The organism is Streptomyces sp. A0642 (genome assembly GCF_004795105.1).
In the GTDB taxonomy this organism is placed as follows: Bacteria; Actinomycetota; Actinomycetes; order Streptomycetales; family Streptomycetaceae; genus Streptomyces.
This window is the reverse complement of record NZ_SSBL01000001.1, coordinates 352,687-365,929: the sequence shown is the minus strand read 5'-3', so window position 1 is coordinate 365,929 and position 13,243 is coordinate 352,687. Positions and strand designations below refer to the sequence as shown.

The following is a 13,243-nucleotide window of genomic DNA, read 5'->3' as shown; positions in this document are numbered from 1 at the left end:
TGCTTCCCGGTCAGTGGGCCCCGGCGACCGGTCCGTTGCCGTAGTAGGCGTCCGGACCGTGCTTCCGGGTGAAGTGCCTGTCCAGCAGGTGCTGCGGAGGCGCCGAGGCGTCCCCGAGGGCAGCCGACCGGAGGGCCAGGGTGTGCAGCGCCATCTCGGCGACCGCCTCGCAGATGACGGCGTTCTCCAGGGAGGCCGTCGCGGTGGCTCCCCAGGTGAAGGGCCCGTGCCGGGAGACGAGCGCTCCGGGCACGCTCTCGGCACGCGCCGCGTCGCCTTCGAGCATGGCCACGATCACCTGGCCCGTGTTGTATTCGTAGTCCCGTGCGCACTGCTCGGCGGTGAGGTCCTCCGTCACGGGAATGGCGCCGTTGAAGGTGTCCGCGTGCGTCGTGCCCAGCACCGGGATGGAGCAACGGGCCTGGGCGAAGGCGACGGCGTGCGCCGAGTGCGTGTGGGTCACGCCTCCCACCGAGGGGAAGGCCCGGTAGAGGCAGCGGTGGGTCTCGGTGTCGGTGGACGGCCGCAGTTCCCCCTCGACCACGCGCCCGTCGTCGAGGGCTACCACCACCAGGTCGTCCTCCGTGAGATCGGCGTAGGAGACTCCGGAGGGCTTGATGACGAAGACGCCCGCCTCCCGGTCCACACCGCTCACGTTTCCCCAGGTGAGCGTGGCCAGACCGGCCTCCGGGATGCGCACATTGGCGGCCAGCACTTCTCGCCGGAGGCGCTTCAGGCTCGTATCGCTCACTACGTTCTCACCAGTTTTCGGTACAAGGCACCCACTCATGGATGCGAGGGACTATTCAGGTACGGGGCGGGAATCACCGGCCCGGACCCGACGCGAGGAACTCACGCGACACGGCTATCGCTCCTCGAATTGTGAGCGCTAACATGGCTCACGCTCAAGCCCCTGGCAAGCTTTTTGTCGACGATCACGCAGGGGTGCCCAGGAAAAATGTGAGCGCAACCGCGCCCGAGCTACCCCAAAAGCCCCACCTCATGGTTGCCCTCCGGCGGGCCCGGGGCGGAGCGGTACCTTGGGGGAACCGCTGCTTCCAGGAAGGAAAAGGGTTGTCCCAGGTCCCCGATGCCGTGAGAGCTCCCACCATGACGGACGTGGCGCGCGTGGCAGGCGTCTCGCACCAGACCGTCTCGCGCGTCCTCAGTCAGCACCCCAATGTGAGTCCCGCGACCCGGGCCGCCGTGATGGAGGTCGTCGAGCGGCTCGGCTACCGGCGCAACTCGGCCGCGCGCGCTCTCGCCACCCGGCGCACCCACACCCTCGGCGTCATCGCGGCGAACACCACCCTCCACGGACCTGCGAGCACCCTCACCGGCGTCCAGGAGGCGGCACGGGACCGCGGCTACCTGGTGTCGGCCGTCACCCTGCGGACGCCCACCCAGGCGGCGCTCTCCGAAGCGATGCAGCACCTCGGCACCTGGGGCGTCGAAGGCGTCATCGTCGTCACCTCGCAACGCGACACGGTCAGGGCGCTCGCGGCCCTGGACGCCCCGTGCCCGATCGTCACCGTCGAGGGCGGTGACACGCTCGACCTCCCCGGGGTCTCACTGGACCAGAATCTCGGGGCCCGCATGATCACGGAGCACCTCCTCGCCGCCGGGCACTCCACCGTCTGGCACGTGGCCGGACCCGAGAACTGGCTGGAGAGCGAGGCCCGCGTCGCCGGGTGGGAACGTGCTCTCCGCGAGGCGGGGGCCGTGGTGCCTCCCCCGGTGCGGGGCGACTGGAGCCCGCTGTCCGGGTACCAGGCCGGGCAGCAGCTGGCGGGCCGCGTCCTGGCGTCCTCGGGCCAGGGCCCCGGCCTCACGGCCGTGTTCGTCGCCAACGACCAGATGGCGCTCGGGGTGCTGCGGGCCTTTCGCGAGGTCGGCGTGCGGACGCCGGAGGACGTGGCGGTCGCCGGCTTCGACGACATTCCGGAGGCGGAGTTCTTCCCCCCGCCCCTCACCACGATCCGCCAGGACTTCACCAAGCTCGGCCAGACCAGCATCGCGCTGCTCCTGGACCACATCGAGGGCCGCGCCGACGAGCCGCGGCAGCTGACGGTCGCCCCCGAACTCATCGTCCGCGCGAGCACGGCGCGCCGGCGCCCGGCCTGAGGAGCCGGGGCTCCGCCTTCCCGGCCTCACTCCCGCCGACCGGCTCTCAGTCACGCGCCGGCCGCAACAGCACCTTGCCCACGGCCGGTTGCCCCGACTCCACCAGCGCGACCGCCCGGCCGTATTCCTCCAGACCGAAGGAGTGCGTGATCAGGCGGCCGGGCGTGAGCCGGCCGGACACGAAGGCGCCCACGGCGAGCGCCCACGCCCTCGAGGGCGCTCCGCACACGGACCGGACGGTCAGTTGCCGCTTCACGACCTCCAGGGGGTCCAGCGGGTCCAGCGCGGCGTTCGTGCAGACCAGCCGGCCTCCGCTGCCGAGCAGGCCGACCGGGCGGGCGGTGGAACCAGGGGCGCCGGCGGTGTGGATGACGACGTCGCACCGGCCGGGCAGCGCCTCGCCGGGGGCGACATAGCCGGCCGCTCCCTGCGCCAGGGCCAGCTCCTCACGGCCACCGCCGCCCGACCCCACCACCACGCCGCGCGCGCCCGATGCGGCCAGGAGCTGGGCGACCAGCAGGCCGGGAACCCCGTCCCCGAGCACGGCCACGCTCTCCCCGGGGCGCGCCCGGGCCGCGAGCACGGCGGCCATCGCGCAGGCCGCGGGCTCCAGCAGGGCGGCAGCCGCCAGGTCGGTCCCGTCCGGGAGCACGTACAGGGACCGCGCCGGAACCACCACCGTCTGGGCCATGCCTCCCGGCCGGGTGAAGCCGGTCTCCTCGTACCCCGAGAGGCAGAGGGTCCTGTCGCCCTCACGGCACCGCTCGCAGACGTCGCACCCCGGGACGCCCTCGCCGACCACCTTCCGGCCCACGAGCCCGTCGTCCACCCCCGCGCCGACCCGCTCCACGACGCCCGACCACTCGTGGCCCGGCGTGAGCGGGTACCGCACGTGACCGTCCGGCCGTCCGCCGCTCAGGACGTCCACGTCACTGCCGCAGAGGCCGTTGCTGTGGACGCGGATCAGCGCCTCCTCAGGGCCCGGGCCCACGGGCCGCAGCACGACGAGGCCGTGCACTCCCGGCCGGGTGACCAGCACCGCGGTGCTCATCGGCGGCCCCCGCCCCGTTCGCGGGAACCCCCGGCCGCCGGGCCCCGGTCGGCGTGGTCGTTGCGGGGCCTCTTGGTCTTCATCTTGCGGACTCCCCACGGCCCCCGCTCCCCGGCCATGCCGAAGGGCCGGCCCCGCGACAGCGGGACCGGTCGGCTTCGGGGAGAACGAGGGCTCAGTCGGTGCTGAACCTCAGGATGGTGGTGGATCGGTACGCCGCGCCCGGACGCAGGCGGACGGAGGGAAAGTCCGCGCGGTTCGGGGAGTCGGGGAAGTGCTGCGTCTCCAGGGCCACTCCGGCGTAGGCGCCGTAGGCACGCCCGCTCTTGCCGGTGACCTCGCCGGAGAAGCCGTTCCCCGTGTAGACCTGGATGCCCGGCTCGGTGGTGTGCACTTCGAGGCGCCGGCCCGAATCGGGGGCGTAGAGAACGGCCGCTCGTCGCGGCAGCGCGGTCCGGCCGCCGTCCAGCACCCAGTTGTGGTCGAACCCTCCCCCGGCTACGGCGAGTTGGGGGTCCGGGTGGGTCAGGACGTCCGACAGTCGCCGCGGCGTGCGCAGATCGAACGGGGAATCGCCGACGGACCGGTGTTCGCCCCGCGGGATGAGTTCGGCGTCGACCGGCGTGTACTGCGATGCGTCGACCTGGAGCTGATGGGCGAGCACATTGCCGCGCCCCTCCCCCTCCAGGTTCCAGTACGCGTGGTTGGTGAGGTTGACGACGGTGGGAGCGTCGGACACGGCGTGGTACGCCAGAGTGAGATCGCCGTCGCGGTCGAGCGTGTAGGTGACGCGCACGTTCAGCGCCCCGGGGAAGCCCTGGTCGCCGTCGGGACTGCGGAGATGGAGGTGGACACCGGTGCGGTCGGCGGAATGGAACGGTTCGCACCTCCAGAGCCGCTGGTCGAACCCGTCGGGCCCGCCGTGGAGGGTGTGCCCGCCCGGCTGGGTGCGCAGCTGGTGCACCGCGCCGTCCACCGCGATCCGGCCGCCGGCGATCCGGTTCGCGTAGCGGCCCACCGTCGCGCCGAAGTAGGCCGCCGGTCCCCGGACCTGGGCCGCGTCCCGCGCTCCGAGGACGACGTCGGCGAAGTGGCCCCGCCGGTCGGGCACGAGCAGGGAGTGCAGGCGGGCGCCGAGGGTGTGCACCTCCGCGCGCGCCTGGCCGGCGAAGCCGAACACCCAACGCTCCCCCGTCCCCGTGTCCGGCAGACACACCGGGGGGCTGGTCGAGGGGTGCGGGGCGGGCCCGGGCCCGGCCGGATCAGCGGCCGGATTCTGTGTGTGTCCCATGTTCTGTGTTCCTTGGCTGTAGCGCCGCCCGGAAACCGCTCCGGGCGGAGGGGGCCCGGACGCGTCCGGTGTCCGTGCCGGATGCCGGTCGTGTGGCCGTGGTCATTCGCCGACGGGCCGACGACCGCCCATCACGCGCTGCAGGACGATGAAGACCAGCAGGAGGGCCCCGATGACGATGCGGGTCCACCAGGAACTCAGCGTTCCCTGGAAGTTGATGACGGTCTGGATCATGCCGAGCACCAGGACGCCCAGAGCGGTGCCGAGCACGAAGCCGGATCCGCCGGTCAGCAGGGTGCCGCCGATGACGGTGGCCGCGATCGCGTCGAGTTCCATGCCCATGGCGTGCAGCGCGTACCCGGAGAGCATGTAGAAGGTGAGCAGCACCCCGCCCAGGGCCGAGCACAGGCCGCTGATCGCGTAGACGGCGACCTTCGTCCTTCCCACCGGGAGGCCCATCAGCCGGGCCGAGGTCTCGTTGCCGCCGAGGGCGTACACGTTCCGGCCGAACCGGGTGTGGTGCAGGACGACGAAGGCGATCGCGACGGTGACCAGGGCGATCACCACGGAGATGGAGACGAAGAGGCCCTCGGGGCCGTACAGCCGCGTCTGCGCCATCTTGACCGTGGCCGGGTCGTTGATGGAGATGGACTCGGTGCTGATCGTGTAGCAGAGCCCCCGGGCCAGGAACATGCCGGCCAGGGTCACGATGAACGGCTGGATCTCGAAGGTGTGGATGATCCAGCCCATCAGCGCTCCGCCGGCGCCCCCGACGACCAGGACCAGCGGGATGACGGTGGCGAGCGGCCAGTTGTGCTGTTCCACCAGCCATGCGGTGAGCATGGTGGACAGGGCGACCATGGAGCCGACGGACAGGTCGATGCCGCCCGTGAGGATGACGAAGGTGACGCCGACGGCGACGACGAGCAGGAAGCCGTTGTCGATGAGGAGGTTCAGCAGCACCTGGGTCGAGAAGAAGCCCTCGTAGCGCACCGATCCGACGGTGAACATCGCCACCAGCAGGACGGCGGTGACCATCAGGGGGATACGGGTGCGGCTGTGCGGCGACGCCGCCCGGAAGGGCCGGGCGAGGATCGCGGCGGTGTTCGCGATGCCGGTGCTCATGCGCGGGCCTCCTGCTTCAGCGGAGCCTCGCCCGCCGTGGTGGTGGGACGGGGTGGTGTGGTCCTGCGCCGCTTCAGCGCCTTGGCCCGGAAGACCGGGGACTGCACGAGGCAGACCACGATGACGACCACGGCCTTGAAGACCAGCGTCGTCTCCGGCGGAACCCCGAGGGTGTAGACGGTCGTCGAGAGCGTCTGGATGATGAGCGCGCCCAGGACGGTCCCGCCCAGGGAGAAGCGCCCGCCGGTCAGGGCGGTGCCTCCGATGACGACCGCGAGGATCGCGTCGAGCTCGATCCACAGTCCGGCGTTGTTGCCGTCGGCGCTGGAGACGTTGGAGCTGATCATCAGTCCGGCGACGGCGGCGCACACGGCGCTGAACACGTAGACGAGGGTCAGCAGGCCGGCCGCGCGGATGCCGACCAGGCGGCTGGCCGTCGGGTTGCCGCCGACGGCCTCGATCAGCATGCCCAGCGCGCTGCGCCGGGTGACGAGGGAGGTCAGCGCCACCACGACGGCCGCCAGGATCACGGCGAAGGGGAACATCAGCCAGTAGCCGCCGCCGACCATCTTGTAGGGGGCGCTGGTGACGGTGATGATCTGGCCGTCGGTGATCAACTGGGCGACGCCGCGGCCCGCGACCATGAGGATCAGGGTCGCGACGATGGGCTGGACGCCCACCCGGGAGACCAGCAGACCGTTGGCGAGGCCGAGGACGAGGGCCACGCACAGCGCGATGGCGACGGCCGTGAGCATGGTGCCGACGCTGCCCGGACTCGACGAGCTCGCGATGTGCTGGCAGGCCAGCGCGCCCGCGATCGCGACGGTCGAACCCACCGACAGGTCGATGCCTCGGGTGGCGATGACGAGCGTCATGCCGAGCGCCACGAGGATGAGCGGGGCGCCGAACTGCATGATGTCGATGAGGCTGCCGTACAGATGGCCGTTGCGGACCCGCACCGAGAAGAAGTCGTGGGTGAAGGCCAGGTTGCCGAGCAGCAGGGCGAGCAGGATGAGCGACGGCCACAGCAGCCGGTGGCGGGCCAGACGCTTCCCGAGGCCGCCCACCGGGGTGGCCCGGGCAGGCTGGGAGTTCATGAGTTCGCTCCGGTGGCGATGGTGGCGAGTATGCGTTCGGGGGTGACGGTGTCGTCGTTGGTCAGGGTGGCCACCATCCGGTGGTCCCTGAGCACGCCGATGCGATGGCTCAGCCGCAGGACCTCTTCGAGCTCCGCGGAGATGAACAGCACCGAGGTGCCGTCCGCCGCGAGTCGTGCGACGAGCTTCTGGATCTCGGCCTTGGCCCCGATGTCGATGCCCCGGGTGGGTTCGTCGAGGATCAGGAGGCGGGGGTCCGTGAGCAGCCAGCGTGCCAGCAGGACCTTCTGCTGGTTGCCGCCGCTGAGGTGACGCACCTGGGCCTCGGGGTTCGCCGGACGGATGTCCAGCGCTTCGATCCAGTGGCGGGTCAGCTCGTCCTGCTTGGTGCGCGGGAGCGGCCGTGTCCAGCCGCGCGAGGCCTGGAGGGCGAGCACGATGTTCTCGCGGATGGTCAGCTCGCCCACGAGGCCTTCGGCCTTGCGGTTCTCCGAGCAGAAGGCGATGCGGTGGGCGATGGCGTGCCGGGGGGTGCGCAGGGACACCGCCTCGCCCGCCACCCGCACCTCGCCGGAGTCCGCTCCGTCCGCGCCGAACAGCAGACGTGCGGCTTCGGTGCGGCCCGATCCCAGGAGGCCGGCCAGTCCGATGACCTCTCCGGGGTGGATGTCCAGGTCGTACGGCTCGATGAATCCCGTCCGGGTCAGCTGACGGGCGCTGAGGAAGGGTTCCCCCTCGGAGCGTTCGCTCGCCTCGCGCTGGGCGCGGTCCGAGAGCTGGTCGAGGGTGGCCAGCTCTCCGCCGATCATGCGCTGCACCAGGGAGACGGGGGTGAGTTCCCCGATCGCGTACTCACCCTCCAGGCGGCCGTTGCGGAGGATCGTGACGCGGTCGCAGATCTCGAAGACCTGGTCCAGGAAGTGGGTGACGAACAGGATGGCCACACCGCGGTCGCGGAGCCTGCGCACCAGGGTGAACAGTTCGGCGACCTCGTCGCGGTCCAGACTGGAGGTGGGCTCGTCCAGGACGAGGACCTTGGCCGACACGTCCACGGCGCGGACGATGGCGATCAGCTGCTGCACGGCCAGGGAGTGCGCGCCGAGCGGGCTGGTCACGTCCAGGCCGAGATCCAGTTCCTTCAGCAGGTCCGCGGCCCGCTTGCGGAGCGCGGACCAGTGGATGAGGCCGAACCGCCGGGGCTCACGCCCGATGAGGATGTTCTCGGCGACCGAGATGTTCTGGCAGAGGTTGACCTCCTGGTAGACGGTGCTGATGCCCGCCTGCTGAGCCTGGAGGGGATCGCCGAACGCGTGCGGCCGGCCGTCGACCAGGATGGTGCCGCCGTCGGCGGGGTGAGCGCCGGTGAGCACCTTGATCAGGGTGGACTTTCCCGCGCCGTTCTCGCCCATGAGGGCGTGCACCTCACCGGGAAAGAGCCGGAGGCCGACTCCGTCCAGGGCGAGTACGCCCGGGAACTCCTTGCGAATGTCCTGCGCTTCCAGCACCGGCTGCCGCTCGTCGGCGGTCCGGTTCTGGGGGGTGGACGGGGCTGTCATCCGCCCTCCTTCCTGAGTGGGCGGAGGAGGCACCTCGGAGTGCCTCCTCCCGCGTCGAGCGGCCGGCGTCAGTACTTGCGGCTCGGCAGTGCGGCCTTCGCCTTGTCCTGCGGGAAGACGCCTTCCTCGGTCTCGACGCGCTCCGGGACGACCTCGCCGGCGGCGACGCTCTTGGTCAGCTCCATCAGCTGGTCACCGAGCAGCGGGTTGCACTCCACCACGACGTTGATCTTGCCCTGGGTCATCGCGACGAAGGCGTCCTTGATCCCGTCGACCGAGATGACCTTGATGTCCTTGCCCGGCTGCTTGCCGGCTTCCTCGATCGCCTGGATCGCACCGAGGGCCATGTCGTCGTTGTGGGCGTACAGGACGTCGATGTCCTTGTGGGACTTCAGGAACGCCTGCATGACCTCCTTGCCCTTGGCGCGGGTGAAGTCACCCGTCTGGGAGGCGATGATCTTGAACTTGTGGTCGCCCTTGATGACTTCGGCGAAGCCGGCCTTGCGGTCGTTGGCGGGGGCGGAGCCGGTGGTGCCCTGGAGCTCGACGATGTTGACGGTGTCCTTGGAGTTCGCGTACTCGTCGGTCAGCCACTGACCGGCGGACGTGCCCTCCTTGACGAAGTCCGAGCCGAGGAAGGTCTTGTAGAGCGACTTGTCCTTGGTGTCCACGGCACGGTCGGTGAGGATCACGGGGATGCCCGCGTCCTTGGCCTCCTTGAGGACCGTGTCCCAGCCGGACTCCACCACCGGCGAGAAGGCGATGACGTCCACCTTCTGCTGGATGAAGGTGCGGATCGCCTTGATCTGGTTCTCCTGCTTCTGCTGGGCGTCGGAGAACTTCAGGGTGATGCCGGCCTTCTTCGCCGCTTCCTGGACGGACTTGGTGTTGGCGGTTCGCCATCCGCTCTCCGCGCCGACCTGGGCGAAGCCGAGCACGATCTTGCCCTTGGGCTTCGAACCCCCGTCGCTGCCGGCGTTGGGGTTCTCGGTGGAGCAGGCGGTCAGCGTGGTGGACGCGAGGAGGGCGATGCCGGCGAAGACGACAGCTCTACGGGCCATGCGGGCCATGGTGGATGTCCTTTCGGAGTACGCGGAGGGTGCCCCCGGCGCGATGAGCGAGCGTCCGGCCGGCGGGGTGAGGCTCTTCCTGCACACAGGACCCGCGACGGCCGGGGGAACCGGCGCCGGGGACCGACAGGAGCGAACGGCCTTCCGAAGAAGGGCGCCGCTGCATTGTGAGCGCTAACACCACCGGTTCTCAATCCCCAGGTGTGCGTTATTTTTCCGTTATCCGCTCGGTACGGTCACGGGAGACCCCGCCGCGACCACCGCCCCGCCCGCGGGCGGCAGGCGCACCGCCGCACGCTCGGTGGTCCACCCGGCCGCACCGGGCGACGAAACCGGAGGCACATGAGCACGAAACCGGAAGGGAACGAGCGGCCTTCCGCCCGGACGGGGCGCGACCGCGCACCTCACCTCAAGTGCCCGCACCTCTTGATTCCCCGTTTGTTAGCGCTCACACTGCTGAGGGTCGACCGGCCCGCTCACCAGCGCCGCATCTCCGCGCCCGCCCCCGGTCACCTCTCCGACACCACTTCCCGAAAGGCCGACCCGGTGACATCAGCCCACCCCTACACCCCTTCAGCCCCTCAACGCGCGGACGACTCCGAGCGGTACACCGTAGGCGTGGACTTCGGCACTCTGTCGGGCCGCGCCGTCGTCGTACGCGTACGGGACGGAGAGGAGCTGGCATCGGCGGTGCACGCCTACACGCACGGCGTGATCGACCGGCACCTCCCCGGCACGGGCGCCGCGCTGCCGCCGGACTGGGCCCTCCAGCATCCCCAGGACTGGCTGGACGTCCTGCGCCACGCCGTGCCGGAGGCCGTCGCCGCCGCGGGCGTCGACCCGGCGTCGGTCATCGGCATCGCCACCGACTTCACCGCCTGCACGGTCCTGCCCACGCTGGCGGACGGGACGTCCCTCGTGGAGACGTCGCTCGCCGACCGGCCCCACGCCTGGCCGAAGCTGTGGAAGCACCACGCGGCCCAGGGACAGGCCGACCGGATCAACGAACTGGCCCACGCCCGCGGCGAGAAGTGGATCAAGCGGTACGGCGGCAAGATCTCCGCCGAGTGGCAGTTCGCGAAGGCCCTTCAGGTCCTGGAGGAGGACCCCGAGGTCTACGACGCCTGCGCGCGCTGGATCGAGGCGGCCGACTGGATCGTGTGGCAGCTCACCGGCACGGAGTCCCGCAACGCCTGTACGGCCGGCTACAAGGGCATCCACCAGGACGGGGCCTACCCCAGTGACGACTACCTGACGGCGCTACACCCGGGGTTCACCGACTTCGCCCGGACCCGGCTCGAATTCCCGCTGGCCGACCTCGGTTCACGGGTCGGGTCGCTGACCGAGACGGCCGCCCGCTGGACGGGGCTGACCGCGGGCACAGCCGTCGCGGCGGGCAACGTCGACGCCCACGTCACCGCCGCGGCCGCCCAGGCCGTGGAGGACGGCCGCCTGCTCGCCATCATGGGCACCTCCACCTGCCACGTCGTCAACTCCCCCGTCCTGGCGGACATCCCGGGCATCTGCGGGGTCGTCGACGGCGGCATCGTCGAGGGAACCTACGGCTACGAGGCCGGTCAGAGCGCCGTGGGCGACATCTTCGCCTGGGTCCTGAGCCAGGGCGTCCCGCAGGAGTACGCCGACGAGGCGGCCGAGCGCGGGGAGGACCTGCACGCCCTGCTGACCCGCAAGGCCGCCGGCCAGCCGGTGGGCGGGCACGGACTGGTGGCGCTGGACTGGCTGAACGGCAACCGCTCCGTGCTGGTGGACCACCACCTCTCCGGAGTCCTGGTCGGCCTCACCCTCGCCACCCGTCCCGAGGACGTCTACCGGGCACTGCTCGAAGCGACGGCCTTCGGTACGAGGATCATCGTCGAGGCCCTGGAGCGCGGCGGCGTCCCGGTGCACGAGTTCATCGTCGCCGGCGGTCTGGCCAAGAACGAACTGCTCATGCAGATCTACTCCGACGTGCTGCGCCGCCCGGTCTCCCTGGCTGCTTCGCAGCAGGGCCCCGCTCTCGGTTCGGCCATCCACGCCGCGGTCGCGGCCGGAGCCCACCCGGACGTGCGCACGGCGACCGCCGCGATGGGACGCCTGCAGCGCGACGTGTACACCCCGGACACCGCGCGGGCGGACGCCTACGACGAGCTGTTCGCCGCGTACCGGTCGCTGCACGACCAGTTCGGCGGCGGGGAACTGCTGCACCGGCTGCGTGACATCCGCAACCGGGCCGTCACCGCCGGCTGACCGCTGGGGCGCGTTCCGAGAGGAGCGCCGTCCCCCCGAAGGGCGGGCCGCCGGCAGGCGGGACCTTCGGAACACGCCCCAGCCCCTCCGTCGCCCCGCGCGTCTCCACCGAAGTCATCACGTCATCCCAGGAGCCCATGTGTCCAGCTTGAATTCCTCCGACCGCGAGATCTGGTTCCTCACCGGAAGCCAGGGCCTGTACGGCGAGGACACCCTGCGCCAGGTCGCCGAACAGTCGGGGGAGATCGCCTCCGTCCTCGCGGGCACCCCCGGCCTTCCAGCGCGCGTCGTCTGGAAGCCGGTGCTGACCGACGCCTCCGCCATCCGGCGCGTCTGCCTCGAAGCCAACAGCGACGACCGATGCGTCGGTCTCATCGCGTGGATGCACACCTTCTCCCCCGCGAAGATGTGGATCGCGGGCCTGGACGCCCTGCGCAAGCCCCTGCTGCACCTGCACACCCAGGCGAACGTGGCACTGCCCTGGGCCACCATCGACATGGACTTCATGAACCTGAACCAGGCCGCCCACGGCGACCGCGAGTTCGGGCACATCCAGTCGCGCCTCGGGGTGGCCCGCAAGACGGTCGCCGGCCATGTCACCGACCCGGTGACGGTCGGGCGCGTGGCGACCTGGGCCCGTGCCGCGGCGGCTCGCGCCGAGCTCGCCACGCTCAAGGTCGCCCGCTTCGGCGACAACATGCGCGATGTGGCCGTCACCGAGGGCGACAAGGTCGAGGCCCAGCTCCGCCTGGGCGCCTCCGTCAACACGTACGGCGTCAACGACCTGGTCGCGTACGTCGACGCGGCCGACGAGACCGAGGTGAGCACCCTCGTCAAGGAGTACGAGGACGTCTACCGGCTCGCACCGGAGCTCAGGAACGGCGGCGACCGGCACGCATCCCTGCGCTATGCGGCCCGCATCGAGGCCGGACTGCGCACCTTCCTCACGGAGGGCGGCTTCGGCGCCTTCACCACCAACTTCGAGGACCTGGGCGGTCTGCGCCAGCTGCCGGGCCTCGCCGTCCAGCGCCTGATGTCGCAGGGGTACGGATTCGGCGGCGAGGGCGACTGGAAGACCTCGGTCCTGCTCCGCGCCCTCAAGGTCGCCGCCGACGGCCTGCCCGGGGGCACCTCCTTCATGGAGGACTACACCTACGACCTCACGCCGGGCGGCGAACTCATCCTCGGCGCGCACATGCTGGAGGTCTGCCCGACCATCGCGTCCGAAACGCCGAGCTGCCAGATCCACCCGCTGGGCATCGGCAACCGCGAAGACCCGGTGCGCCTCGTGTTCGACGCCGCCGCGGGCCCCGCGGTCGTGGTCGGCCTCGCCGACCTCGGCGACCGCTTCCGCCTCGTGGCCAACGACATCGACGTGGTGCCCCCGGTGGAGCCCCTGCCCGCCCTGCCGGTCGCCCGCGCGGTGTGGCGTCCGCACCCCGACCTGCGTACGTCCACGGAATCCTGGCTCACCGCCGGAGGACCGCACCACACCGTCCTGAGCACCGCGCTCACCTCGGAGCACTTGGACGACCTGGCGGAGATGCTGCAGATGGAGCTGGCGCTCATCGAGCAGAGCACCACGCCGCGGCAGTTCCGGCGCGACCTCCGGTGGAACCAGGCCTACCACCGGCTGGCGCTCGGTTTCTGAGCCGCCGGTCAGACCCTGGAACGGCCCCGCA

The 13,243-nt window shown here is 71.1% G+C and carries 10 protein-coding genes; 3 read left to right on the top strand and 7 right to left on the bottom strand.

All coding sequences use genetic code 11. The features are described 5' to 3' along the window. Positions 1–10 precede the first annotated feature (10 nt). Entirely contained in the window at positions 11–751 is a 741-nt protein-coding gene (araD, locus tag E6R60_RS01510) for an L-ribulose-5-phosphate 4-epimerase AraD (RefSeq protein WP_276613934.1), read from the bottom strand. A 323-nt stretch (positions 752–1,074) separates the two neighbouring features. On the opposite strand from araD, the gene E6R60_RS01505 reads away from it, so the two are divergent. Beyond that, positions 1,075–2,124 carry a LacI family DNA-binding transcriptional regulator gene (locus tag E6R60_RS01505; protein ID WP_136324501.1) on the top strand — a complete coding sequence of 350 codons (1,050 nt, stop codon included), beginning with the start codon at positions 1,075–1,077 and terminating at the stop codon, positions 2,122–2,124. A gap of 46 nt (positions 2,125–2,170) precedes the next feature. Here the strand turns inward: E6R60_RS01505 and E6R60_RS01500 are convergent, their stop codons facing one another. From E6R60_RS01500 to E6R60_RS01475, 6 genes are all read right to left on the bottom strand, one after another. Continuing rightward, complete coding sequence (locus E6R60_RS01500; RefSeq protein WP_136324500.1) at positions 2,171–3,175, bottom strand: alcohol dehydrogenase catalytic domain-containing protein; 1,005 nt, start codon at positions 3,173–3,175, stop codon at positions 2,171–2,173. Between the two features lie 175 nt (positions 3,176–3,350). After that, positions 3,351–4,466: an aldose epimerase family protein gene (locus E6R60_RS01495; protein WP_136324499.1), complete on the bottom strand. Its 1,116-nt coding sequence runs from the start codon at positions 4,464–4,466 to the stop codon at positions 3,351–3,353. 102 nt (positions 4,467–4,568) lie between these two features. After that, complete coding sequence (gene yjfF, locus E6R60_RS01490; protein WP_136324498.1) at positions 4,569–5,591, bottom strand: galactofuranose ABC transporter, permease protein YjfF; 1,023 nt, start codon at positions 5,589–5,591, stop codon at positions 4,569–4,571. Further along, positions 5,588–6,688: an ABC transporter permease gene (locus E6R60_RS01485; RefSeq protein ID WP_136324497.1), complete on the bottom strand. Its 1,101-nt coding sequence runs from the start codon at positions 6,686–6,688 to the stop codon at positions 5,588–5,590. The genes yjfF and E6R60_RS01485 overlap by 4 nt, the downstream gene beginning before the upstream one ends. Continuing rightward, a complete protein-coding gene (locus E6R60_RS01480) occupies positions 6,685–8,244 on the bottom strand; it encodes a sugar ABC transporter ATP-binding protein (RefSeq protein WP_136324496.1) in 1,560 nt (519 codons plus the stop codon). Before E6R60_RS01480 ends, E6R60_RS01485 begins: the two co-directional genes overlap by 4 nt. 68 nt (positions 8,245–8,312) lie before the next feature. Then, positions 8,313–9,305, bottom strand: coding sequence for an ABC transporter substrate-binding protein (locus E6R60_RS01475; RefSeq protein WP_136324495.1), 993 nt, complete (start codon positions 9,303–9,305; stop codon positions 8,313–8,315). 627 nt (positions 9,306–9,932) lie between these two features. On the opposite strand from E6R60_RS01475, the gene araB reads away from it, so the two are divergent. Next, positions 9,933–11,561, top strand: coding sequence for a ribulokinase (araB, locus tag E6R60_RS01470; RefSeq protein WP_240802347.1), 1,629 nt, complete (start codon positions 9,933–9,935; stop codon positions 11,559–11,561). Between the two features lie 139 nt (positions 11,562–11,700). Beyond that, complete coding sequence (gene araA / locus E6R60_RS01465) at positions 11,701–13,212, top strand: L-arabinose isomerase (RefSeq protein WP_240802346.1); 1,512 nt, start codon at positions 11,701–11,703, stop codon at positions 13,210–13,212. Positions 13,213–13,243: the final 31 nt, after the last annotated feature.

Coding starts and splice junctions, on each gene's coding strand:
- E6R60_RS01500 (WP_136324500.1), bottom strand. CDS start 3,175: ATGAGCACCGCGGTGCTGGTCACCCGGCCGGGAGTGCACGGCCTCGTC.
- E6R60_RS01495 (WP_136324499.1), bottom strand. CDS start 4,466: ATGGGACACACACAGAATCCGGCCGCTGATCCGGCCGGGCCCGGGCCC.
- yjfF (WP_136324498.1), bottom strand. CDS start 5,591: ATGAGCACCGGCATCGCGAACACCGCCGCGATCCTCGCCCGGCCCTTC.
- E6R60_RS01485 (WP_136324497.1), bottom strand. CDS start 6,688: ATGAACTCCCAGCCTGCCCGGGCCACCCCGGTGGGCGGCCTCGGGAAG.
- E6R60_RS01480 (WP_136324496.1), bottom strand. CDS start 8,244: ATGACAGCCCCGTCCACCCCCCAGAACCGGACCGCCGACGAGCGGCAG.
- E6R60_RS01475 (WP_136324495.1), bottom strand. CDS start 9,305: ATGGCCCGTAGAGCTGTCGTCTTCGCCGGCATCGCCCTCCTCGCGTCC.